Origin of the sequence: Paraburkholderia sp. SECH2 (assembly GCF_030464795.1) — a bacterium.
GTDB lineage: Bacteria > Pseudomonadota > Gammaproteobacteria > Burkholderiales > Burkholderiaceae > Paraburkholderia > Paraburkholderia aspalathi.
This window is the reverse complement of sequence record NZ_JALPRH010000001.1, coordinates 693774-716623: the sequence shown is the minus strand read 5'-3', so window position 1 is coordinate 716623 and position 22850 is coordinate 693774. Positions and strand designations below refer to the sequence as shown.

General features: G+C 60.2%; 20 protein-coding genes and 1 riboswitch. Of the genes, 10 read left to right on the top strand and 10 right to left on the bottom strand.

The features are described 5' to 3' along the window. The first annotated feature begins 79 nt into the window (after positions 1-79). Positions 80-2836 (top strand): UPF0182 family protein, encoded by a 2757-nt coding sequence (locus M0D66_RS03280; protein ID WP_266208981.1) that lies wholly within the window; start codon positions 80-82, stop codon positions 2834-2836. 72 nt (positions 2837-2908) lie between these two features. Here M0D66_RS03280 and M0D66_RS03275 read toward each other — a convergent pair whose 3' ends face one another. The 3 genes from M0D66_RS03275 to M0D66_RS03265 all read right to left on the bottom strand — a co-directional run bounded on the left by M0D66_RS03275 (position 2909) and on the right by M0D66_RS03265 (position 5375). Further along, the gene (locus M0D66_RS03275) at positions 2909-3757 is read right to left on the bottom strand and encodes an SDR family oxidoreductase (RefSeq protein ID WP_266208980.1); all 849 of its coding nucleotides are present in this window, start codon (positions 3755-3757) and stop codon (positions 2909-2911) included. 72 nt (positions 3758-3829) lie between these two features. Continuing rightward, the gene (locus M0D66_RS03270; protein WP_266208979.1) at positions 3830-4591 is read right to left on the bottom strand and encodes an SDR family NAD(P)-dependent oxidoreductase; all 762 of its coding nucleotides are present in this window, start codon (positions 4589-4591) and stop codon (positions 3830-3832) included. 43 nt (positions 4592-4634) lie between these two features. Further along, positions 4635-5375, bottom strand: coding sequence for an SDR family oxidoreductase (locus M0D66_RS03265; RefSeq protein ID WP_266208978.1), 741 nt, complete (start codon positions 5373-5375; stop codon positions 4635-4637). 299 nt (positions 5376-5674) lie between these two features. Between M0D66_RS03265 and M0D66_RS03260 the strand changes: the two genes are divergently transcribed. The 5 genes from M0D66_RS03260 (at position 5675) to M0D66_RS03240 (ending at position 10745) form a co-directional block, all read left to right on the top strand. Next, positions 5675-6583: an AraC family transcriptional regulator gene (locus M0D66_RS03260; protein WP_200622523.1), complete on the top strand. Its 909-nt coding sequence runs from the start codon at positions 5675-5677 to the stop codon at positions 6581-6583. A 246-nt stretch (positions 6584-6829) separates the two neighbouring features. Further along, positions 6830-7609, top strand: coding sequence for an acetoacetate decarboxylase (locus M0D66_RS03255; protein ID WP_054033950.1), 780 nt, complete (start codon positions 6830-6832; stop codon positions 7607-7609). 28 nt (positions 7610-7637) lie between these two features. Then, positions 7638-8420 (top strand): 3-hydroxybutyrate dehydrogenase, encoded by a 783-nt coding sequence (locus M0D66_RS03250; protein ID WP_200560971.1) that lies wholly within the window; start codon positions 7638-7640, stop codon positions 8418-8420. A gap of 10 nt (positions 8421-8430) precedes the next feature. Further along, on the top strand, positions 8431-9684 hold the full coding sequence (locus M0D66_RS03245) for a patatin-like phospholipase family protein (protein WP_266208977.1): 1254 nt from the start codon (positions 8431-8433) through the stop codon (positions 9682-9684). 191 nt (positions 9685-9875) lie between these two features. Then, complete coding sequence (locus M0D66_RS03240) at positions 9876-10745, top strand: hypothetical protein (RefSeq protein ID WP_200622516.1); 870 nt, start codon at positions 9876-9878, stop codon at positions 10743-10745. A 51-nt stretch (positions 10746-10796) separates the two neighbouring features. Here the strand turns inward: M0D66_RS03240 and M0D66_RS03235 are convergent, their stop codons facing one another. From M0D66_RS03235 to M0D66_RS03215, 5 genes are all read right to left on the bottom strand, one after another. After that, positions 10797-12509: an iron ABC transporter permease gene (locus M0D66_RS03235; RefSeq protein WP_266208976.1), complete on the bottom strand. Its 1713-nt coding sequence runs from the start codon at positions 12507-12509 to the stop codon at positions 10797-10799. Then, entirely contained in the window at positions 12509-13474 is a 966-nt protein-coding gene (locus M0D66_RS03230) for an ABC transporter substrate-binding protein (protein WP_200621008.1), read from the bottom strand. Before M0D66_RS03230 ends, M0D66_RS03235 begins: the two co-directional genes overlap by 1 nt. A 13-nt stretch (positions 13475-13487) precedes the next feature. Beyond that, a complete protein-coding gene (locus M0D66_RS03225) occupies positions 13488-14174 on the bottom strand; it encodes an ABC transporter ATP-binding protein (protein WP_266208975.1) in 687 nt (228 codons plus the stop codon). A 2-nt stretch (positions 14175-14176) separates the two neighbouring features. Continuing rightward, a complete protein-coding gene (locus tag M0D66_RS03220) occupies positions 14177-15325 on the bottom strand; it encodes a porin (RefSeq protein ID WP_266208974.1) in 1149 nt (382 codons plus the stop codon). A 78-nt stretch (positions 15326-15403) separates the two neighbouring features. Next, positions 15404-15982 (bottom strand): TetR/AcrR family transcriptional regulator, encoded by a 579-nt coding sequence (locus M0D66_RS03215; protein WP_211707725.1) that lies wholly within the window; start codon positions 15980-15982, stop codon positions 15404-15406. A 130-nt stretch (positions 15983-16112) separates the two neighbouring features. On the opposite strand from M0D66_RS03215, the gene M0D66_RS03210 reads away from it, so the two are divergent. Together M0D66_RS03210 and M0D66_RS03205 are read left to right on the top strand one after the other, a co-directional pair. After that, a complete protein-coding gene (locus M0D66_RS03210) occupies positions 16113-16847 on the top strand; it encodes an SDR family NAD(P)-dependent oxidoreductase (protein ID WP_266208973.1) in 735 nt (244 codons plus the stop codon). 103 nt (positions 16848-16950) lie between these two features. Next, positions 16951-17550 carry an NADPH-dependent F420 reductase gene (locus tag M0D66_RS03205; protein WP_266208972.1) on the top strand — a complete coding sequence of 200 codons (600 nt, stop codon included), beginning with the start codon at positions 16951-16953 and terminating at the stop codon, positions 17548-17550. Between the two features lie 215 nt (positions 17551-17765). Here the strand turns inward: M0D66_RS03205 and M0D66_RS03200 are convergent, their stop codons facing one another. Further along, complete coding sequence (locus M0D66_RS03200; protein WP_266208971.1) at positions 17766-17969, bottom strand: hypothetical protein; 204 nt, start codon at positions 17967-17969, stop codon at positions 17766-17768. Between the two features lie 412 nt (positions 17970-18381). Further along, positions 18382-18568, top strand: a riboswitch (yybP-ykoY riboswitch). Between the two features lie 11 nt (positions 18569-18579). Between M0D66_RS03200 and M0D66_RS03195 the strand changes: the two genes are divergently transcribed. Both M0D66_RS03195 and M0D66_RS03190 read left to right on the top strand, forming a co-directional pair. Continuing rightward, positions 18580-19170, top strand: a complete 591-nt coding sequence (locus M0D66_RS03195; RefSeq protein WP_093634427.1) for a TMEM165/GDT1 family protein — start codon at positions 18580-18582, stop codon at positions 19168-19170. 717 nt (positions 19171-19887) lie between these two features. Continuing rightward, positions 19888-21909, top strand: coding sequence for a bifunctional diguanylate cyclase/phosphodiesterase (locus M0D66_RS03190; RefSeq protein ID WP_301772690.1), 2022 nt, complete (start codon positions 19888-19890; stop codon positions 21907-21909). A gap of 42 nt (positions 21910-21951) precedes the next feature. On the opposite strand, the gene M0D66_RS03185 is transcribed toward M0D66_RS03190, so the two are convergent. After that, on the bottom strand, positions 21952-22707 hold the full coding sequence (locus M0D66_RS03185; RefSeq protein ID WP_266208968.1) for a hypothetical protein: 756 nt from the start codon (positions 22705-22707) through the stop codon (positions 21952-21954). Positions 22708-22850 lie beyond the last annotated feature (143 nt).

Below are 22850 nucleotides of genomic sequence, written 5' to 3'. Positions count from 1 at the left end.
TCAGGTTCGCTGCAGGTTAGCGGTTTAAGCAGACCTGATCGCAGTCAGCCACAAGTGGCGTCCCGGCAAAGGAGGGGCGATGCATTGGCAACCAAGCTCCGGCGTGAACGTTAAACGCATCGCAATGATGGTTGCGGTCGTTGTGGGCGCTCTGATCGTTGCCGGGCGTCTCACTGGCGTCGTGGTCGACTGGCTGTGGTTTGCTTCAATCGGTTACGTCGACGTTTTCTGGACGACTCTCTCCGCCAAGGCACTCCTCTTTGCCGCCGTGTTCGTAGTGTCGGCGAGCGTAATTGCTGCATCGGGGTTTCTTGCGCATCGTTACGCGCGGCGTCCCGGTAGCTGGCAAGTTGAAACGGCCCGTCTGTCAGGTACGCCGGAGTTCATCAGTGAACTGGCAGACCAGCTCGCACCGCGCATTCCATGGCGCGCCAGCATTGTGGGCAGCGCTATTGTCCTGGCGCTGATCATCGCTGGCGGCGCAATCTCGAACTGGGATCTGGTGTTGCGTTTCCTGCATCAGGTGCCCTATGGCGACCGCGATCCGGTTTTTGGCCAGGACATCAGCTTTTATCTGTTCTCGCTGCCCGCCTATCTTGCGTTCAAGAACTGGCTGCTGCAGCTGATCTTCTGCAGTGCGCTCGTTGCAGCCGCGGTGTATGGAGTTCGCGGCGACATCACGTTCGATCGGGCACCGCGTGTACTCTCTCCCGCTGCCATTGCTCACGCTTCAGCGCTGCTCGGTGCGTTCTTTCTCCTGAAGGCCTGGTCCTACACACTCGACCGCTTCCTGCTGCTCTACGGCGATAACGGCGTCGTGGTCGGCGCCGGTTATACCGACATCCACGTCGAGCTGCCGGTTTTGTGGGTACTCGTTGGCCTTGCGGTTGTTGCAGCCGTCGCGTGCTGGGTCAATATGCGCCGGAAGGGCTATCGAATTCCTGTTGCCTCGGTGTTGCTGGTGTTCGGCACCTCGTTCGTGTTCGCTTTGATCTACCCGGCGCTGTTCCAGCGCCTCTATGTCAAGCCGAGCGAGCTGCAACTGGAGATGCCCTATATCAAACACAATATCGCGCTAACGCGAATGGCCTACGGCCTCAACCAGATCGCGGTAAAACCGTTTCCGGCTGATCAGGAATTGAATCTCGCCTCGCTCGAGGCCAATCGCGCGACCATCGACAACATTCGGCTGTGGGATGTGCAGCCGCTGATGGATACCTATGCGCAGTTGCAGGAGATCAGGACGTACTACAAATTTTTCTCCGTCGACATTGATCGCTATCGGTTGGAAGCTGGATATCGGCAGGTGATGTTGTCGGCCCGCGAACTGGAGCCTTCCATGCTCCCCGCCAACGCTCAGACCTGGGTGAACTTGCACCTCCTGTTCACGCATGGCAACGGCGTGGTGATGTCGCCCGTCACTGAAAAATCGACGGAAGGGTTGCCGTCCTTCTATCTGCAGGATATTCCGCCTGTCGCGCACGGCGGGCCGGCCATTCGCGAGCCGCGTCTGTATTTTGGTGAAGGGGGTGAGGGTTACGTCATTGTGAAAGGCAGCGTCCCCGAGTTCGACTATCCCAAGGGGAAGGACAACGTCTATACCGCTTACAGCGGGAGCGATGGTATTGGCCTCGGCAGCAGCGCGCGCCGCAGCCTCTTCGCGTGGCAGTTCAACGATCCGAACATTCTGCTAACCGACTACATCACGAACAGTAGCCGCATTCTGCTGCACCGTAACATTCAGGATCGCGTGCGCACGATCGCCCCGTTCCTTAGGCTCGATCATGATCCCTACCTCGTCACAAGCAACGGACGCCTTTTCTGGATGCAGGACGCGTATACGACGAGCAGTTGGTTCCCCTATGCGCAGCCGGGCTTCGACGATGGCGCCAACTACATCCGCAACGCAGTCAAGGTTGTGGTCGACGCATATAACGGTACGGTCGATTTCTATGTGAGCGATCCGAACGATCCGATCATGCGAACGTATCAGCGCATTTTCCCGGGTCTGTTCAAGCCGCTCGCGACGATGCCGCAAGATCTTCAGCAACATATCCGCTATCCGGAAGAGCTGTTCCAGATCCAGGCGCAACTTTATCGGGCCTATCACATGGATGCGCCGGAGGTTTTCTACAATCGCGAGGATCTTTGGCAGTTCCCACGGGAATTGATCGGCGTTGATGGCGGGAATAGTCCCGGCACGCCGATGGCGCCTTACTACATGATCATGCGGCTGCCGGGGGAACCGCGCGAGGAGTTCGTCCTAATGCTGCCGATGGTGCCCAGCCAGCGCGACAATATGATCGCGTGGCTCGCCGCGCGTTGCGATCCGCCTAACTACGGCAAGCTTGTCGTCTACTCGTTTCCGAAGGATAAGCTCGTCTATGGGCCGTTCCAGATTGAGGCGCGCATCCAGCAGAACACTGAGATTTCGCAGCAGATTTCGCTGTGGAACCAGATGGGTTCGCGTGTCATTCGCGGCCATCTTCTTGTTGTGCCGATTGAGAATTCGATTCTCTATATCTCGCCGCTCTACCTGCGTGCGGAGTCGGGGCAGTTACCTGAGTTGAAGCGGGTGATTGCTGCGTATGGGGATCGAGTGGTGATGAGGGAAACGTTGGGTGAGGCGTTGGCGGCGCTTTTCAAGGAAAGTGGTCCGCTCGCGTCGCAGCCTCAGGGGACAGCGGATGCGCGTGCGCGTGAGGCGCTTGCACACTATGACCGTGCGATCGAGCGATTGAAGGCGGGGGACTGGAGTGGGTTTGGTGTGGAATTGGATGCGCTGCGGCCACTGCTTGAGGCGCTGGGTGGGGGGCGGTCGGAGGGGAAGAAGTGACTCAACCGATCGCCAACATTGGAATTCTCCCGCCAGGCAGCGCCCATCACTGGACGCTGCCTGATTTCAAAATTACTCGGCGAAGTCCGTCGCTTCGGATGAGCCCTTCCACGCTTCAAGATCGCGTTGGACCGCCGCGGCTTTTTGCGCCGCCAGTTCATTGGCGATCTTGCCGGCGAACAGGTGCAACGGCGGTTCGGCGACATCAACAGCCTGCATGATCAGCATGGCCAACTTGTCCGGATCGCCGGCCTGATGACCGTGCAGCGTGCCCAGGTGCAGATCGAGCGATGCCTTGGCTTCGGTGTATTCATCGATCTGTCGTTTGGCCACCGCCAGCGCGCCGCTCGACAAAAACTCCGTGCGCACCGGCCCAGGGTAGACGACCGTCGCCTTGATACCGAACTCAGCCACCTCGGCCGCGAGCGACTCGGTCAGGCCCGCGAGCGCGAACTTGCTCGCCACATAGCTGCCCCAACCAGCGTAGCCTCCTTGATAGCCGACAATCGAGGAGAGGTTGATAACATGCCCACCGCGCTGCTCGCGCAGATGCGGGAGCGCGTGGCGCAGTACCAACAACGGTGCGAACAGGTTGACTTCGAAATTCTGCCGAAGCTCCTCGTCCGAAAGCGCCTCGACGGTGCCCTGTTGTGCGTAGCCGGCGTTATTGACGATCACGTCGACCTTGCCGAACGTCTTGACCGTTTGCGCGATGGCGGAGTGCACGCTCTGATCGTTGGTCAGATCCACTTGCAGAGGAAGAAATTGCTCCGATGCGGGGCCGATCGCTTCCGTCAGCGACGCCACGGTTCGCGAAGTCGCGGCGACGTAATCGCCACGCGCGAGGAGTTGCCGTATGAGCCGTTGGCCGACGCCTTTCGATGCGCCAGTGACAAACCAGATTTTTGCAGACTTGTTCATGATAATTTCCTTAGGAGATATGGAATACGAAATAAAATTTCAACGACGTTTCAAAAGAATGTGGTCAGAGTCTTACTTGAGTGCCACGCTCATTCCACCGTCAGCCATTACGACTGCGCCGACGATGTAGCTCGCTTTCTCAGAAGCCAGAAAGGCGATTACTTCAGCAATTTCACGCGGATCGGCTGCCCGTTTGATCGGCGCATTCTTACCGTGCTCGGCGAGGAAGGCCGGGCCGTCGTCGTGAAGATGGTTCGTGATGTTCGTCACGGCATCGCCGGATCCCACCGCATTGACACGAATGCCGTGATCGATCGCCTCGAGCGACATGGCGCGCGTCAACTGAGCGAGTGCGCCTTTCGAGGCCGCATAGGCGGCGATCAGCGGAAATGCCTGATAGCACGCGTATGAACCCACGTTGACGATTGCGCCGGTCTTCGCCGGCATCATCGCGCGCATGGCTTCACGCGAGAACAGGAATGCGCCGGTGGAGTTGACCGCCTGGATACCGTTCCAGTCGTCGAGCGTCATCTCGATGACCGGCTTGTTGATGATGATCGCGGCGTTGTTGACCAGAATGTCCAGCTTGCCGAAGTGTTCCATCGCAGCGGCCACCGCGCGCACTGCACTTTCCTCATGCGCGACGTCGGCGATGAGCGGAACGATCCCGGGCCGGGCCAATGCTTCGACGTTGCTGCCGCGTCCAACGGCGATCACGCTCGCGCCTTGGGAGTGCAACAGTTCGGTGGTGGCGAGTCCGATACCGCTTGCCGCACCGGTGACGATGGCAACCTTGCCGGCGAACGGTCGGTAGGTGGATGCTTGTGAAGTCATGATGAATTGCTCCAAAGAAATGAGGATCAAGAGATGAGACTTGTTAGAAAGGGCTCGCCGTTGGGCGCACAACGATTTCGCTGACATCCACGTCCGCCGGCTGCTCGATTGCGTAGGCGATCGAACGTGCAATAGCGTCTGACGTAAGCGCCACGCGGCGGAAGTCCTGCATCGCAGCGCGCGCGGTGTCGTCGGAGATCGAATCGGCCAATTCTGATTCCACGACGCCCGGGCAGATCACGGTCACGCGAATCTTGTCGGTTTCCTGACGCAGACCGTCCGAGATAGCGCGCACGGCGAACTTGGTCGCGCAATACACGGCGGCCGTCGGCGAGACAGAGAGGCCGCCGATCGAGGAGATATTGATGACCTGGCCAAACCCCTGGCGCTCCATGGTCGGCAGGACCGCAGCGATGCCGTGCAGCACGCCGCGAATATTCACGTCGATCATGCGATTCCATTCGTCCACCTTTGTCGCGCTCAAGGGCGACAAAGGCATCACGCCGGCGTTGTTGACGATCACGTCGATGCGGCCGAAGGCGTCCAGTGCGGACTGGGCGAATGCGTTGACGTCGTCGGCGGACGTGACGTCGAGTGCCTTGTAACGAACCGAGCCGCCGCTTGCTTGAATTTCTTCGGCCAGCGCCGCGAGTCGTTCCGTGCGCCGCGCGCCGATCACGAGCTGGTGACCTTGGGCGGCGAGCAGCCGGACCGCTGCTTCGCCGATACCGCTGCTTGCCCCGGTGATAAGGATGACTTTGGGTTGATGGGTTTGCGTTGTCATGTTGCGTTCTCCGTGCCAATAAGCTGTGCAGGTTTGTCAGAGGGAGAGGCTACGAAGTCTGCGCACGAGGCGGCAAAGCAATCGCGGCGCGGTCTCCCGAGCGCTTCGGCCACACCGTGCAGCCGATAACCCATCTTATGAGCCGAGCTCCTGCACGCGAATACACGTGACAATCGCGGTATTGCCTATTCCTATTGAAGTGGATGCGGGCCGCCGAGCGTATCCGGTAGAATTTATTCACCCGATCTGGCGAAAGAGGAGTCTTCGTGACAGTTGCCGACAACCCGGTTTCCGCAAAGATGGTGAGCCTGCTCGAGCGTCTGGCTCCGAATGAGGGGTACACGCAGTCCGCGCTGGAGGGCGTGCGGTTCATGCGGTCGGACCGGCCGCTGGGGCGCACGCCCGTGCTGTACGAGCCCAGCATCGTGATCGTGTGCCAGGGGCGCAAGCTGGGGTTTCTGGGCGAGGAGGTGTATGTCTACGACGCCCAGCACTATCTGATCCTGTCCGTGCCGCTGCCGTTCTCGACTGAAACCGAAGCGAGCGAGGCCGAGCCAATGCTGGCTGTGACGCTGCGCCTCGATCTGATCGAATTGACGGATCTGATACTGGCGATCGATCGCAGCGGAAGCCATCAGGAAGGCACGCCGCTAGGGATCGTATCGACGCCGCTCGAGGGAGACCTCGCCGAAGCGGCCTTGCGCCTGCTGCAAGCCCTGACGTCACCTCTGGACGCGGAGGTGCTGGGGCCCGCAATCGTGCGGGAAATCTGCTACCGGGTATTGATCGGGGAGCGAGGCGCAGCGATGAGGGCTGCGCTCGCGCATCAGGGGCGCTTCGGCAGGGTCGCGAAAGCGCTGCGGCGAATTCACACTGACTACGCGCAGCCGTTGGATGTCAGTCGTCTCGCGGAAGAGGCGGGGATGAGCGTTCCCGCGTTTCATGTCAACTTCAAAACCGTCACGCTCACCTCGCCGATCCAATACATCAAGTCGACGCGTTTGCATCAGGCGAGGCTGCTGATGATTCGCGACGGTTTGACGGCAGCCTCTGCTTCGGCGCGTGTCGGTTATGAAAGTCCCTCGCAATTCAGCCGCGAATTCAAGCGTTTCTTCGGACGTTCACCGGTCGATGAGGCTCGAGATATGCGGGCATCGTTCGCGCTATCTCCGGCTGCGACGTTCGACGCGTTCTCTGCTTCTCACTGACCTCAAAATGAGGCGGGCGCCCGGTGCTATGCATCGGATCGCACTCGTGCGACCTTTTTTGGGGCCGGTGTGCTTCGCTCCTTTCTGGCGTGTTTAGACATGCACTGATTTGCATGACGCGGCCAAAGTTCCAGCGGCAGTGTTGCAGTGTGGTTAACGGTCTATTGACGAATGATGGGTCTTATCGCGTGAGGTTTGCCTCTACCATTGCACCGGTGCTGCATGTGCCAGTCATAAAGGAGTCTCATGAACCTCGCTTCGATCCGCAAAGACGCCTTTGCGATGCCCGTTCACAATCCAGCCTACCCTCGGCCGCCGTACCGCTTCATCAATCGGGAATACTTCATCATTTCGTATGAGACCGATTTCGATGCGCTGCGCGCCATCGTGCCGGAGCCGTTGCATCCGGAAAACGATCTCGTACATTACGAATTCATTCGCATGCCGGATTCGTCGGGCTTCGGTGACTACACCGAAAGCGGCCAGGTCATCTCGGTGCGAGACCAGCAAGGACGCCTCGGCAACTACACGCATTCGATGTACCTCGACGACGAAGGCCCGATCGCCGGCGGCCGCGAGATCTGGGGCTTTCCGAAGAAGCTGGCTAAGCCGACCTTAAGCGTCGATGGCAATGACACACTGCTCGGCACACTCGACTACGGCACACAACGTATCGCAACCGGCACGATGGGCTTCAAGCATGTGCCGCTCGACATCGAGGTTGAACGCAAGAAGCTTGCGGACACACCGAATTACCTGCTCAAAGTGATCCCGCACGTTGATGGTTCGGCGCGCGTGTGCGAACTCGTGCGTTTCTATCTGCGCGACGTGAGCGTGCTGGGTGCGTGGTCCGGTCCCGCCGCGCTCGAACTGCATCCGCACGCATTGGCGCCCGTCGCCGATCTGCCGGTGAAGCGGGTGGTCGGCGCACGGCATGTGATCGCCAATCTAACACTGGATATCGGCGAGGTTGCGCTCGATTATCTCGCCACAACCGAGAGCGTGAAGCTCGCAGTCAATCAATAACGGTCCGTGAACCGATAAGGAACGCAACATGTCGTTGAACAATAAAGTCGCGCTTGTGACGGGTGCAGCAAGCGGTATTGGTGAGCAGTGCGCACGCAAACTCGCTAGCCTCGGTGCTGCAGTGGTGATTGCCGACCTGAATCTCGAGAACGCGCAGAAAGTGGCCAACAGCATCGTCGCCGCGGGCGGCAAGGCGCTGGCGGTCGCAATGGATGTGACGAATGAAGAAGCAGTCAATAGCGGCATTGAACGTGCGGTGCAGGAGCTCGGCAGCATTGATGTGCTCGTGTCGAACGCGGGTATCCAGATCGTCGCTCCAATCGAGGAGTATGCGTTTTCCGACTGGAAGAAAATGCTGGCCATCCATCTGGACGGTGCCTTCCTCACCACTAAGGCGGCAATCAAGCACATGTACGCGGGCGGCAAAGGCGGCTCGATCGTCTACATGGGTTCGGTGCATTCACACGAGGCGTCGAAGCTGAAGTCCGCCTATGTGACCGCCAAGCACGGCTTGCTGGGACTGGCCCGAGTGGTTGCGAAGGAAGGTGGACCGCGCGGCGTGCGGGCGAATGTCGTGTGTCCGGGCTTTGTGCGTACTCCGCTCGTCGACAAGCAGATTCCCGAGCAGGCCAAGGCGCTCGGTATCTCCGAGGCCGAAGTGGTGAAGAACGTGATGCTCAAGGAAACCGTCGACGGTGAATTCACCACCGTTGAGGACGTCGCCAATACGGTCGCGTTCCTTGCAGGCTTCGAATCGTCTGCGCTCACCGGGCAGTCGGTGATCGTTAGCCACGGCTGGTCAATGCAATAAGGGGTCGCGTATGCGCAGCAGCACAAAAAAAATCAACGGGCAGCCGGATGCGTTTGTGCTGCCGCGCTATGACGAGATCGCCCTGGTGCTTCAAGGTGGCGGCGCGCTCGGGTCTTACCAGGCCGGCGTCTACGAAGGCCTGGCCGAGACCGGTGTGCAACCGAACTGGATTGCCGGTGTCTCGATCGGCGCGCTTAACACCGCCATCATTGCCGGCAATGCGCCCGAAAACCGCGTGGAAGCGTTACGCGGTTTCTGGGATTCGATCTGCCATCCGCTCGACTGGGTCGGTGGTCTGGGCGCATGGATGCTGCCCGGCTTCGGCGCGCAGGACCTGTCGCGCAAGTGGGCGAGTTTGTGGGCAGCCAGCCGCGCGTTGACAGAGGGGCAGCCAGGTTTCTTCTCGCCGCGCAACCCATTGCCAATGGCAGGTTTCGGCAAGCAAAACCCCAACGCGGTCAGCTATTACGACACGGCCGCCTTGAGGGAAACGTTGTTGAAGTTCGCCGATTTCGATCGAATCAACGATGGCGACATTCGCGTTTCAGTGGGGGCGGTGAACGTGCGGACCGGCAACCTGGTGTACTTCGACAACACGAAAATGCGTCTGGAGCCGGAGCATTTCATGGCGTCAGGGGCGTTGCCGCCAGGCTTTCCGGCGGTGGAGATCGACGGCGAGTACTACTGGGACGGCGGGCTGGTTTCCAACACGCCGCTGACCGAAGTGCTTCGCGATGCGGACCACAAAGATACGTTGGTTTTCCAGGTCGATCTGTGGAGCGCGCGAGGTAATGCGCCCGGAGATTTTCTCGACGTGTCCGAGCGCGCCAAAGATATCCAGTACTCCAGCCGTACGCGAGCGGTAACCAGCATGCTGGCAGATCGTCAGAAGCATGCACGTTTCATCAAGGAGTTGCTCGCGCATGTTCCACCGGATCTGCGCAGGACCGATCCGCTATTCCGTCTCGCTGAAGAAGCAGCCGATGGGAGCGCGATCAATGTGGTCCACCTGATCTACAAGAACAAGCCGTATGAAGGGCATTACAAGGACTACGAGTTCAGCGTCGACACAATGCACGAGCATTGGGAAAGTGGCCTTGAAGACATTCGCGATTCGTTTGCGCATCGGGAGTGGTTCGATGTGCCGAGCCGCGAACAGGGTTTCGTGACGCATGACGTGCATCGCCGGCCTGGCGCTGTGCCGCAGTCCGATCGTGACATGCCAGAACTGCCCCTCGGAGCGGAACGGAAAGTCGCTGCGTGAACAATCACTGACCGGTTCCGCTCCGCTGTTTCAAAGGAGCGGTCGCCGATTAGCAACTTGAATAAGGCGTGATTGCGCGACGAGTCTGTGACGTCGCGCTCACTGCCGCTATTTTTCAGAAACTTCACATCAACGTCACTTCGGATAACTAATGTCACGGTTGCAGTACCCCTTCAACCATGAGAACCGAAATGACAAAGATCAAATGGAATCATGCAGCAGCGCTCGCGTTTTTCGCGGCGTCCCAAGTGGCTCACGCTGGCACGCCGAGCGTAGGCAGCCGCGAATACAAAGTGTTGCTCAATCCCGTTGCGTTCGACAGTTCGCCCGTCGATACAGCCAATCGTTTTTTGACGGATCTTCAGGCGAGTCTCGCGGCAAACGGCTTCGATAGCACGGTCAAGAAGACTTTTAGCGCCGACAACGATCGCACCGTGCTGTACTACGACTCGCCGGGAACCTGCGCCGTTAAGCAGGCCGGCTACTCGATGCGCGAACGCGATGACAGCAGCGGTCGCAATATCGAGTTGAAGTTCGGCTCAGCAAACGAAACCACCTCGGCGAATACGGATGTCAGCGGCAGTTCGTCCAAGGCCAGCAGCAAGCTCGAAGACGACATCACACCGCCTTCGAATCAAACGTACTCGCATTCGACGAACGAACCGCTCTCCAACTCCAAGAACATCAACCACCTGAGCGACATCAACGACCTGTTCCCTACCACCCACGTATTCGACAGCATCAGCAGCCAGTCGCTCGCGCCGGTGAGCGGTCTGTCGATTCATGAGCTGACCTTTGACGGCCCGACCAGCGATCTCGGTCAGGAAGACGCTGACTTCACGATGACCGTCTGGTACGCCAACGGTTCGAGCACGCCGGCGCTCGCGGAAATCTCCTTCGAAGTCGACGTTAACGACAACGGCGTTTTCACCGACAAGGTCACTTCGCGCTCGCAACTGATCTTCAATACGATCCAGGGCATGACGAACTGGGTGCAATCGCCGAGTTCGACGAAGACCGCGTGGGTCTACAAGTATCAGCCGACCTTCTGTAGCCAGTAACAATCGCAGTTCTGCCGCGCCGACTTAACTCAGTCGTCGGCGCGGCGCAATTCAAGGCAGCACATCCAGACGTCGTGTCCAAAGCGATGCCAGCGCAAGCACGGTGCCGCTGATCACCAGCATCAACGTGCCCATCGCCATGCCGTCGCCGATCGAACCCTGCTCGAACTGCTGCCAGATGAATACGGACGCGGTTTGCACGCCGCTTGGCGAGAGCAGCAGCGAGGTCACGAGTTCGCGCGATGCCACCGCGAAGACGATCATCATCGACGCCGCGAGCGGCGGGGCCACCAGCGGTAAGACGATGCGCCACAGCACGCGGGCTTCAGTTGCGCCATGCACGCGTGCCGCGGCCTCGAGGCTGCCGCCGATCTGCCGCAGCGCCGCACTCGCATAACGCACCGGATAGGGCAGCAGCAGGCAGCTATACGACAGCAGGAGAATGGCCCACGTGTTGTACGGCGTGATGGGCCAGAAGGGCAGATTCCAAGCGAGGATCAAACCGACGCCGACCACGATGCCGGGCATCGCATGGGGCAGCAGCGTGAGGCCGTCGAGCGCAGCGCGTCCAGGCGTGCGCGTTTTGATGATGATCCACGCAGCCAGAAACCCCAGTGTCCCTGTCAACACGGCGGTCGCTGCGGCCAGACCGAGACTCGTGAACAGGGCGCCGGCGCCTTCGCCCACCGAGGCGATCGCTGCGAAATGCGCGAGCGTCAGATTGGACACGCTCAAGCCGCCCGACAGCGTACGCACGAAAGACGTCGCCACGATCGCGCCGAGCGGCGCAATCGTCGTACAGAACGCCGCCGCGCCGAACAGCAACAAAACCGGCCACCGCCAGCGACCGAGTTCGAACGGATCGCTGGCGACCGGCTTGCCCGTTTGCGTATCGAAGTCGCGGCCGGCGAGCAGACGCCGTTGCGCCATGAAGGCCGCAAGCGCGGTGAGCGCGAGCAACGCAGAGAGCACCGCTGCGCCGGACAGATCGATCGGCCAATCGGAGAAACGCGCTTCGATCGATGTCACCAGCAAACTGAAGCCGGCACGCGCGCCAAGTGCGGACGGAATGCCGAATTCTTCGATCGCCATGGTGAACGCGAGCAGGGTGCTCGCGGCAATCGCCGGTGCGGCGAGCGGCAGCGTGATGCGCACGAACGCACGCCATGGCGTGGCGCCGCATACCCGAGCGACCTGTGCGAGCCGGCCGCCGGTCGACATCAACGCGCGCGAGACCGCGAAATACACCACTGGAAACACGCTCAGTGTCATCGTGAGCGCAATGCCTGCGAACGAAAACAGATAACCGCCGAGATCGAAACCGGCCAGTTGCTGGAGATAGCCATGCGGCTGCAGCAGCAACATCCAGCCCAGTGCCGCGAGATACGGCGGAATCAGAAACGGCGCGAGAAACAGCAAATCCCATAGCCGCGCGGCTGGCAATCGCGTCAAGCCACGCAGCGCGCCGAGCGGCACGCCCAAAGCGATACTCGCCAGCGCGACGGCAACGCCGAAACGCAACGTGTTGCCGAGCAGCGGCCACGTGTCGGATTGCGTAAGCGTCGAACGGATCGCCGCAAGGGGATGCGCAAAGGAGCCGTGATTCAACTGCGGAAAGATCGCCTGCAACGCGACGAAGGCGGTAGGCAACGCAACCAGCAGCCCCAATGCGACGAACAGCATGCCAAGCGCGGCGGTGCGCCCGACGCGCCCCGACCGCCACCCGCGTCGCGCGAGGCCGCGTTGCGCGATCACGCTGGCCATCAGTGTTCGCCGAACAGCGCGTTAAAGCGTGACAGAACCTCGGCTCGCGACTTCGTATTGCTGCCATCGTCTTGTGGCAGGAGCTTCAGGTCTTTCAAACGCGGCCGCGGCGAATCGATGTCTTCGCGCGCTGGAATCAGGTAGGCGGCGGCGACCAGTTGCTGACCCTCGTCGGACAGCACGTAGTCCACGAATGCCCGGGCGTCCGCCTGAGCATGCGACGATTTGAGGATCATCATCGGACGCGGCGCGATCACCGTGCCGCTGCTCGGGAAAATCACCTTGACCGATTCGCCGCTGGCCGCCGCGCCGTACGCGACGTAATCGACCGCGCCGAACACGGCTGATTTTGCCCCTTGAAGCACCGGATTGATCGCCTGCGCATTCGGCCCGAGCACGAGCATGCCGTTCTTGTGCAGGCTGTCGAATAGTGTCCATGCGGCTTCGCCGAGCCGGTCCTGCAGGCCCAACAGCAGATCTAGCGATGCACCCGACAGCGCAGGATTCGGCGTGGTCACCTGATTGCGATATTCGGGCGCGGCGAGATCGCGCCAGTCGTGCGGCTCAGGCTTGCCGGCGCGCGTATTCCAGACGATGCCAAGCGCCGAGATACCTTGCGCGACGTAAGACGGCGCCTTGAACATGGGCGGCACGTGTGCCGCATTCGGGCTCGTGTAGGGGGCAAGCCAGCCACGTCGCTCGAGATCTTGGGCCGTATCCCAAGATGCGGAAATCAGGACGTCTGCGTGCGGATTGCTCGATTCCGCCTCGATGCGCGCCATCACCTTGCCGGTCGTGGCCTGAAACAGGTCGACTTTGACGCCGGTTTTGCGCTCGAAACCTTGCACGAGTTTTTTGCTGAGATTGCCGGGACCGGCAGTGTAGACAGTAAGCGCTTGCACGGAAGTAATCGGCCCGAAGGCAAGGGAAAGGGAACAAACGATAGAAGAAAGTAGCTTATACATTGTAGCGATTCCGTTATCGATGGACAGTCTGCGCTACACGTCCTTGCGCAAGCGTCACGATCGTGTGCGCGAGCGCATCGGCGTCGCTGCGATCGTGGGTCACGTACACGGCGGTCGTGCCGAGTTGCGCGAGGACGGTGCGAATGTCGTCGCAGAGGGTGGCGCGTAATTGCGTGTCGAGATTCGAGAGCGGTTCGTCGAACAGCAACACGCGTGGACGCGCGACGATCGCGCGTGCCAGCGCGACGCGCTGCTGCTGGCCACCGGAGAGCGCCGACGGGCGGCGCGCGGCCATCTGTTCGAGACCGACGCGCGCCAGCGCTTGTGCGACCGCAGCAATCCGCTCGGCGCGCGGCACGCCACGCATTTCCAGCGGAAACGACACGTTGCCCGCTACCGTCATGTGTGGCCAGAGCGCGTAGTCCTGGAACACCATGCCGAGGTCGCGTGCTTCCGGCGGCACACAGTGCGATGGATCGGCGACGGTCTCGCCGCCGAACATCACGCAGCCCTCGTCCGGACGCAGCAGCCCGGCCAACAGCTTGAGCAGGGTGCTCTTGCCGCAGCCGGATGGCCCGAGCAGCGCGAGCGTCGTGCCCGCCGGCACGTCGAGATCGATGCCGTCGAGCACGGTGTGCTCACCGAAACGCTGACGAAGTCCGCGCAAGTGGATCGATACGCTCGCGTCGTTCATCTGCATGCTTAGAACTTGTGGCGGATGCCGGCCATCAGACCGAACTGGTTCTTGCCGGCCACGACGTCCGTGCCGAAGCCGTTCAGACCCAGGTTCGAGCCGTTGCGGTTCAGCGCGTACGCGAGGTTCAGATACAGGTCGGTGCGCTTGGACAGGAAGTAGTCCGCATCAACCTGGAACGACCATGGGTCGCGCGACGTGCCATAGAAGTTCTGGTACATCGCCGTGCTGGAGAGCGCGAAGTTGGGCTGTGCGAGCCAGGTGGCGCCGAGCCAGTAGAGGCTGGTTGCTTCAACGGGCGATGTGCTCAGCGTGCTCAGGTGCACCGCATGCGAATCGAGGTAGCGGTAGCCGGTGTAAGTCGTGACCGTGGAAATTTTGTAGCTTGCTGCGAACGATACGCGGCGATCCGTATCGCCTTCGTAGCCGCCGACCTTCGACGTATGCGCGGCTGTGGGACTCGTGCTGCCGCCATTCTTCTGGTCGTACACGAGTGTCGCGCTGAACGGGCCGTGCTTATAACGCAGGCCGCCTTCGATCACCCGGGCGAAACGCGTGTCGCCAGCCGGCTGCGGGCCATACGTGACCGCGTCGTAGCCGAAGCTGTATTGCACGATCGCAGTCAGTTCGCCGAAGCGTTTTTCATAGCGAACGGTGTTGTCGAGCCGGTCCGAGAATGCCGGGTCTTGCATCTTGATGGCATAGACCGCGTTCTTCAGCGGGTTGTATTCGCTGACCCAGTCGAGGAACAGGCCGCCCTGGCGGCCCAGCGAGAACGAACCCCAGGTGTCGTTCGCGATGCCTACATAGGCGAGCCGGCCGAACTCGCGGCCGCCTTGCAGCAGGGCGCCGCGATCGACGTTGATGCCGCTTTCGAGCAGGAAGAAGGTGCGTGAGCCGCCGCCGAGATCCTCGGTGCCGGTGATGCCCCAGCGCGAGCCGGACATATCGCCGGACGTCAGACGGGTGATGCTATGCGTCTCGCCTTTCGACGACGATGCGCTGGTGAGATATTCAAGACCGGTATCGACGATACCGTAGAGCGTGACAGACGAGCCGGAAATGGCGGGTGATTCGTCGGCATGTGCGTAGGCAGACAGGCTGGCGCAGACGGCCAGACAGCAGCCTACCGCCGTAGTGCGGTAGGAGTGGTTCACGGATTGTGTCCTCTTTGGGATTAAATGTGAGCCACGAATGTAAGCGGACCTTAAGTCACCAGCGTGACAGGAGGGCCGCTAGAACGCTGCCTTCTTGATATCGTTGCCAGGCCGATTTGCCAGGATGGCGCCCGTAATAACGTGAAAGAGATGATCCCCCCGTGGCGCGAATCCAGGCTGGCCGACGAGCCAGCCGAACGCCGACATCAGGGCGAACAGGTCGACTCCATCGATATCGGCGCGCGCCGTTCCCTCGGCTTGAGCGCGGAGCAGTAGTCGCGCGCCCGCTGAACGCAGCGCTGTGCTCGAAGCGTGAAGCGCGGAGTCCGGATCCGCGTGCGCGGTCGCAAACAAGGCGCAGATACCGTTATAGGTACGAACGAATGCAACCCCTTCGCGAAACCAGGACACCAGCGCTTCGTCAGGTGGATTCGACGTTTCGAGTTCGGCTGCCTGCTGTATCAGTTCGTCCACTTTCATGCGCAGCAACGCTTCGAACAAGGCTTCTCGTGTCGGGAAATGGCGAAATAGTGTCGCCAACCCGACGTCGGCCCGGCGGGCGATATCTCGCATGGATGCATCGGCACCATGCTCGGTGACGACGTCACGCGCGACTGCAATGAGATGGTCGTAATTCTTTCTGGCGTCAGCTCGCATAAATTGCCTTGACAAACGGATCAGTGATCCGAATATAATGAACCTGTATCCGGATCAGTGATCCACAAGATACAGCACATTCGTGCAGATGGGAACAGACGCGCAGTACGACACCACGAAAGGAGATGTCATGCGAAAGCTCGAGGGTAAGGTTGCAGTCATCACGGGTGGATCAAGCGGCATGGCGCTGGCGAGCGCCAAGCGGTTCGTTGAAGAAGGCGCCTATGTCTTCATCACGGGCCGGAGGCAGGAGGCGCTCGACGAAGCCGTCAAACTGATTGGCCGGAACGTGACCGGCGTGCGCGGCGACGGGGCCAATCTGGATGACCTCGATCGCCTGTTCGATACAGTCAAGCGGGAAAAGGGCAAGATCGACATCCTGTTCGCGAGCGCAGGCACGGGCGAAGCCGTCCCACTGGGCGAGATTACCGAGCAGCACTTCGATGCGACCTTCGGTCTGAATACGCGCGGAACGCTGTTTACGGTTCAGAAGGCGTTGCCGCTGTTTAACGATGGCGGGTCGATCTTCATGACCGGGTCAGTTGCTTCGGTGAAAGGTTTCCCTGGTTATGGCGTGTATGCGGCGAGCAAGGCGGCGTTGCGCTCATTCGCACGCACTTGGCTTAACGAACTGAGGGGCAGGAATATCCGGGTGAACGTGCTGAGCCCGGGGCCGATCGCCACACCGATGCAGGACCAGGTTCTCACCGAGGAGGCGAAGCGCATGTTCGAATCCCTGATCCCGCGGGGAAAGATGGGGCGTCCTGAGGAAATTGCGACGGTCGCGCTGTTTCTTGCGTCAGACGATTCGAGCTTCGTGAATGGGGTGGAGTTGTCTGTCGACGGCGGCTTCTCGGCCATCTGAAATCGCGCCGAAAGGCGCGTAGAAGGACCTTTCAACTCGACAAAGATGATCTGATTTGTGTCGATAAATTTGGATTCCTTACAGTACTGAATGGAGAGTCCGCATGAACTATTCGATTATTGGCTTTGGCGCGATAGGCCAGGCACTCGCCCGAGCGTTTGCAAGAAAGAACATCGATGTGATCGTCGCCAGCCGGCGCCCTCCCGAGGCGTTGATGCAACAGGCACGAGCGATCGGCCCCACCGTTGTCCCCGCGACGCTGCAGGATGCAATCGCGTCCGACACGATCTTCCTCGCGGTTCCGTTTTGGGAACATCGCGAAGTCGCGAAGCAGATCCCAACCTGGCAGGGCAAGACGATCATCGACACGACAAATGGTTTCGGTGTTCCCGTTGAAGATCTGGAAGGTCAGCCGTCGGCTGCGGTTGTCGCCAAAGCGTTTACCGGCGCAAGGTTCGTAAAGGGCTTTAACCATCTGCCCGCTGCCGTTCTGGCCGCTGATCCGAGCCTGAATGGCGGCAGCCGCGTCGTGTTTTTGTCGAGCGATGACGAAAATGCGGTGGCACCGGTCGCTGCTTTGGCCGAACAACTCGGTTTCGCGCCGATTGCGCTAGGACCGCTCAAGGATGGCGGCTTGCTTGTCCAAGGCAGAGGGAATACCTGGGGTCAACTGATCTTCAAGGACCTCGTCAAGTTCAAATAGCGGCGCCTCACGACGAAGTCACAGCGGCCACGCGCTTCGCTAAACGCGTGCTGGTGATCGGACCGAGAAGCGGTCGTTGCCGACATGGTGATCCGAATGACGGCTCAGGGTCGATTTGCAACGCTCGCCCGTGATGTGCCCGGTGGACTATAGGACACGAGTACCGGGCAACGTCGACGGGGCGCGCCACAGAGTGCGCGCCTCACCTGGCCATATCAAACGTGGTAAAAGCCGTCGCCAACAGAATTCTGCAGCACGCCATCGACGTAGACGCTGACGGGCTCGCCGTCGGCCGACGTCAATATTGCGCCGTTGGCATGTTGGCCGATGATCTTCATGCGGCCTCCGTGAATCTCGGCCATCGCCTCGCGGTCCAGGTCAATGGACGTGGAAAGGTCCATGATCGTTAGTGCTTTCATGATGCGCTCCTTGGGTGAGTAGAGGATAAGGACTGGACGAGCGGCCGGACGCTTGTACGAATCGACGCATATGTTGTGCCATCGCGCGTAGTCCACGCTGGTTCACGCTGGCTCGTCGATCCAACGACATTGGAGTGAGGCGCGGTGGGCTAACGACCATCACCTGAGATGATTTCAGTTGCCCGCTCGCCAACACAGCAGCAGCGAAGAGAACCGAAAGACCGATCGCTGCCGCCGTCGAATAGATGTTGGCGCGGGCGCTTCTGGGTAGGAGCGGACGACTCCCCAAAGAAAGAGGCGAACATATCGCGCACGAAAGGCATTCGTAATAATAGGCGCGCGGAGCAACGTTCAACCGCGAAAAGCGCTATTGTGGCGACTTGCTTCTGCGACACATGGCGCGATAGAATCGCGCCTGCTCATTGGGGAGTAGCCGCCTCGAACGCCATGTTCGAGGGCGCACGTCAACATACTTGGCGAGTCGAAAGACCCGCTATGGCGTGTGCAGCTAAATGCCTGGCAAGACCGATGACTCGCATTCCGACCTAACCGGGTCGCCGGAATGCGCGTCATCGCGTTTTTTCTGCGCGGCCCGGATACAACAACCCCCATGCAATCCTTCCTCATTTCGACCAGTGTGGTCGGCCTTGCTGAAATCGGCGACAAGACTCAGCTTCTGTCCCTGGTTCTGGCAGCGCGATATCGCAAGCCCATCCCCATCATCCTTGGTGTTTTTGCCGCTACGCTCATCAACCATGGTGCATCTGGCGCACTCGGCGCGTGGCTTGCGAGCGTTCTGAGTCCAGGCATTCTGAATTGGGCGGTTGTCGCGTCGTTCGCCGTGATGGCGGTGTGGATTCTCGTTCCGGACAAGCTGGACGACGCCGACGCGGTTCTGACGAAAAATTCGATGGGCGTGTTCGGCACAACCGCACTCACATTCTTTCTCGCCGAGATGGGCGATAAAACCCAAATCGTCACGATTGCTCTGGCGGCGCGCTTTCACGAGTTTTTCGGTGTGGTTGCCGGCACGACGCTCGGCATGATGTTGGCAAATGTGCCCGTCATCTACCTTGGACACAAATTTGCGGATCGCCTGCCAACAAAGGCGGTCCACATTCTGGCCGCGATCATCTTCGTTGTCCTTGGTGGCCTCGCCCTCAGGACCGCGCTGTATCCGCAAGCGCATCCGCTGTTCTAGTTCGCGACTGACGCGCGCACTGCAGTCCACCCACGCGAGACCTTTAGAAAAAACCGGAGCGTGCCGTTAATAAGCGGTGGTCCGACATAACGTGGACCGGGATCGGAGTCGTCCGTCATTTGCTCGGTTCGGAGTCAACGAACGAACCGAGCGGTGCGTCGGATCACGACTTCCGGATGCGCACGTCGTCTACGGGCGGACTGACACTTTCAGTTTCCTTCCGCCCAACCTGCTCGAACAGGTCACCTGGTCGACGTGCCGTTCCACATCGGAGCAATCGTGATCAGACAGAAGGGCACCCAAAGGCGTCGATATCTATGGCGACGCAACGCAGCAGAAGACCAAGTTGAGCAGACGTCGTCGAACGTGCCCCCCGCGCGCCGCACGGCAGTATTTGGTCTCGTCCTCGTTCTGTTGAGTGTGCCGCTCCTGGCCTTCTGGGGCGCGTATGAAAGTTTGAGTGCCGGTTTCGCCGCGCAAGCCGCCAACGAGGCGGATAACGCTTTCGAGGAAGCCCGCTATAGCGTTGCGTGGGAGGAATCGGCCGAGCGCAAGTACTTCCAGGACCCACGCCCGGAGGTTCTTCGCGAGCACCGCGAGGCCGGTGAAGCACTCGACGCGGCGCTAAAGAAGGCAATGACACTTGAGCCCGACAGCAGCGTGATGCTGCGCGGCCTGCTGGAGAAGCACGCGAAGTATCGATCGTTCGCCAAGCCGATGTTCAAGGCCGTCGACGATCACGATATCGCCAGAGCCAATGAGATCGACGAGGACTCGGCCGATCCGCTCTTCGACGATATCGAGCAAAAGGTTCTCGCAGCAGCAGCACAGCACCGCGACGATGCGACGAAGCAACTCGAACGGCTCGTTGCCGTACAACGGGTCGTCCTGATATCGACCCCTGTAGTGCTGGCGATTGGCGTGGGGCTCGCGCTGCTGTTTCTTCAGATGCTGCGGCGCATTCGCAAGAACGTGGACGCGGCGGCTCAGAACGCGCTGCGCACGAGCGAACAGAGATTGCAGGCGCTTGTCGCCAACACGTCGGATGCGATACTCGTTTCCAACGTCAACGGGACTGTGACTTACGAGGCGCCGACGCGACGACCGGACCCCTTGAAGAACATGGGCCAGCTCGTCGGCACCAGTCTGCTCGATCCGATTCATCCCATCGACCGTCCCACGCTGCAGGGCCTGTTGGAGACCGTATCGTCGACGGCTCGATCCACGAAATCCATCGAGATCCGTACTCGAGGCGAAGGCAACGCGTGGCGCTATATTCAGCTTACCTTGACGAACCTTTTGGACGAACCGGCCGTCGGCGCAATCGTGGCGACCGCGAGCGACACCACCGAAAGAAAGAACTTCGAGGAGCAGCTCGCGCGACGGGCGTTCTACGATACGCTCACCTCGTTACCGAACCGCGCACTGCTGCTGGATCGTATTAGCCAGGCCGAAGCTCGCGCTCGTGAGCGTAACGCGATGATCGGCGTCGTTTTCATCGACCTGGACAACTTCAAGCGGGTGAACGACAGTCTTGGACATCATGTGGGAGACCGGCTGCTGATCGCAGCGGCCAAGCGTCTCGAAGGATGTGTTCGTCCGACTGACACAGTCGCACGACTGGGCGGAGACGAGTTCGTCATCCTGCTGGAACACTTGGGCAGCGAAGCGACGAGCGAAGGCACCCTGGTCGCAGACAACATTCTTGCGCAATTCAGTCAGCCGTTCGATCTCGACAACAAGCAGTACATCGTCAGCGCGAGCGTCGGGTTGGCATTCGCGCACGCGGGGCGCGGCCGCGGCGATGCTGACACGTTGTTGCGGGACGCCGACGTTGCGATGTACCGGGCCAAGAACGGCGGAAAGGGTCGTTACGTGGTTTTCGAAGAGAACATGCACGCTGAAGCAGTCAAGAAGCTGGAGATTGAAACGGACCTGCGTTACGCGATCGAGCATCGCGATCTACGCGTGTATTTCCAGCCCATCATGCAGCTTCAGGAGGCAGGGTTCCGGGAAATGGAAGCGCTCGTGCGGTGGCAGCACCCCACGCGAGGTTTGTTGCCGCCGTCCGAGTTCATTGCGATTGCAGAAGAGAGCGGCCTGATCATTCCGCTCGGACGATACGTACTGGAAGAGGCGTGCCTGCAAGTCGCCCGCTGGCAACGGGAGTTCCCAACAGAACCGCCGCTGCAGATTAGCGTCAATCTCTCGCCTCGGCAGTTCGATGATCCCCACCTCGTTGCCGACGTGGCTGCGGCGCTCTCCAACGCTCGCATCGAGGCAGCCTCGCTGAAACTGGAGGTTACGGAGGGTCTGATCATGCGGGATACCGAAAAGAGTATCGAGACGCTCCAGAAGCTGAAAGACTTTGGCGTCACAATCGCAATCGACGACTTTGGTACGGGCTATTCATCGCTCAGTTATCTTCGCAGGCTGCCGCTGGATGTGCTGAAAATCGATCGATCCTTTGTTCAGGGCATTGGCACGAGTGCGGAAGACGATGCGATCGTTCGTGCTGTGATTTCCATGGCGCAGTCTCTTGGACTGTCCGTCACGGCCGAGGGGATTGAAACGAGTGAGCAGGCAAGACTGCTTCGGGAATGGTCGTGCCAGGCGGGACAGGGCTATCTCTTCTCACGGCCTCTGCCTGCGGAGGAGTTCACCGCGCTGTTTCGCACGAGTTCACCCGATTCCAGCCGCAGCCATTCTGCGGGTGACTTCACCGTGGAATTGACCTGACCTATGCGTGAGTGGTGTCGGTTGAGCGTGTGTCGTGTTGCCTCACATCATTCCGCCCATGCTTCCCGTGCCGCCTACCCCGGTTCCACCGGTCCCGTTTGTGCCGGTATTTGGCGATGTGGCAATCGGATGTGCGGCCCCCGTCGTCGCGATAAGTGAGACGGCGGCCGCGTCCGGTTCTCCATTGGCGTCGATTGCGCCAAGAGATAGGAGCGCTTCGAGATCGCTGTCCTCGCCTGGCTGACCGACAGTGAATGCGGTGGTCAGAAAATTGGCGGTGGAAAGCGTAACACTGTACTTTTGCTGCAGGTTCTGGACGACAGCGGCCTGCGCAGTCAGAACGTTCGTCTGATTCTGCAGCGTCTGCTGAAATTGCGTGTTCGTCGCGAAGCCGGCGATCAGCCCGCTTTCATTCGTACCGAGTTGCGCCGCCAGATACGACAACATCAGATCAGTCTCCGGCGTGACGTTGAACGTGCCGCCGGCGAACGTTGCGGAGTGCAGCGTCGTCCCGCCCGAAGTCGCAGTGATCATGCACGGCATCGCTGCGCTGAATGCCGCGTGGTAGTTTCCGCTCGCATCTGCTGTGACCGACATCGAGCCCCGCGCGCAGTTGATGCTGATCGTCGCGTTCGCGAGCGCCTTGCCGGTTGCCGCCGTACCGGCGATCGAAACCATCGACACGCTGCTTGCGCTACTTCCACCGCCTCCGCCGCCGCAGCCAGCGAACAACGCAACGGATGCAATTAGCAGCCCCGCGCTGACAGAACGGATGACGTGCTGTTGTCGAGTGCTCATCGAAGTCTGCCGGTGGTTCGTATGTCGTCTAAACGATTTTGCAGGGGCGTCTATTCCACCTTGCGCGCAGTTCCTGATGGAATATAGCGGCCCCGCCGTACGTTTATTCGGGGTGTCGACGCTAGAAATGATGCATGGCGCTC

What these genes read in the sequence shown, in the direction of transcription:
- M0D66_RS03270 (WP_266208979.1), bottom strand. Translation starts at nt 4,591, where the DNA reads ATGACTTCACAAGCATCCACCTACCGACCGTTCGCCGGCAAGGTTGCC.
- M0D66_RS03210 (WP_266208973.1), top strand. Translation starts at nt 16,113, where the DNA reads ATGCGAAAGCTCGAGGGTAAGGTTGCAGTCATCACGGGTGGATCAAGC.
- M0D66_RS03275 (WP_266208980.1), bottom strand. Translation starts at nt 3,757, where the DNA reads ATGAACAAGTCTGCAAAAATCTGGTTTGTCACTGGCGCATCGAAAGGC.
- M0D66_RS03235 (WP_266208976.1), bottom strand. Translation starts at nt 12,509, where the DNA reads ATGGCCAGCGTGATCGCGCAACGCGGCCTCGCGCGACGCGGGTGGCGG.
- M0D66_RS03205 (WP_266208972.1), top strand. Translation starts at nt 16,951, where the DNA reads ATGAACTATTCGATTATTGGCTTTGGCGCGATAGGCCAGGCACTCGCC.
- M0D66_RS03215 (WP_211707725.1), bottom strand. Translation starts at nt 15,982, where the DNA reads ATGCGAGCTGACGCCAGAAAGAATTACGACCATCTCATTGCAGTCGCG.
- M0D66_RS03190 (WP_301772690.1), top strand. Translation starts at nt 19,888, where the DNA reads ATGTTCAAGGCCGTCGACGATCACGATATCGCCAGAGCCAATGAGATC.
- M0D66_RS03250 (WP_200560971.1), top strand. Translation starts at nt 7,638, where the DNA reads ATGTCGTTGAACAATAAAGTCGCGCTTGTGACGGGTGCAGCAAGCGGT.
- M0D66_RS03225 (WP_266208975.1), bottom strand. Translation starts at nt 14,174, where the DNA reads ATGCAGATGAACGACGCGAGCGTATCGATCCACTTGCGCGGACTTCGT.
- M0D66_RS03260 (WP_200622523.1), top strand. Translation starts at nt 5,675, where the DNA reads ATGGTGAGCCTGCTCGAGCGTCTGGCTCCGAATGAGGGGTACACGCAG.
- M0D66_RS03245 (WP_266208977.1), top strand. Translation starts at nt 8,431, where the DNA reads ATGCGCAGCAGCACAAAAAAAATCAACGGGCAGCCGGATGCGTTTGTG.
- M0D66_RS03200 (WP_266208971.1), bottom strand. Translation starts at nt 17,969, where the DNA reads ATGAAAGCACTAACGATCATGGACCTTTCCACGTCCATTGACCTGGAC.
- M0D66_RS03185 (WP_266208968.1), bottom strand. Translation starts at nt 22,707, where the DNA reads ATGAGCACTCGACAACAGCACGTCATCCGTTCTGTCAGCGCGGGGCTG.
- M0D66_RS03230 (WP_200621008.1), bottom strand. Translation starts at nt 13,474, where the DNA reads ATGTATAAGCTACTTTCTTCTATCGTTTGTTCCCTTTCCCTTGCCTTC.
- M0D66_RS03240 (WP_200622516.1), top strand. Translation starts at nt 9,876, where the DNA reads ATGACAAAGATCAAATGGAATCATGCAGCAGCGCTCGCGTTTTTCGCG.
- M0D66_RS03195 (WP_093634427.1), top strand. Translation starts at nt 18,580, where the DNA reads ATGCAATCCTTCCTCATTTCGACCAGTGTGGTCGGCCTTGCTGAAATC.
- M0D66_RS03255 (WP_054033950.1), top strand. Translation starts at nt 6,830, where the DNA reads ATGAACCTCGCTTCGATCCGCAAAGACGCCTTTGCGATGCCCGTTCAC.
- M0D66_RS03280 (WP_266208981.1), top strand. Translation starts at nt 80, where the DNA reads ATGCATTGGCAACCAAGCTCCGGCGTGAACGTTAAACGCATCGCAATG.
- M0D66_RS03265 (WP_266208978.1), bottom strand. Translation starts at nt 5,375, where the DNA reads ATGACAACGCAAACCCATCAACCCAAAGTCATCCTTATCACCGGGGCA.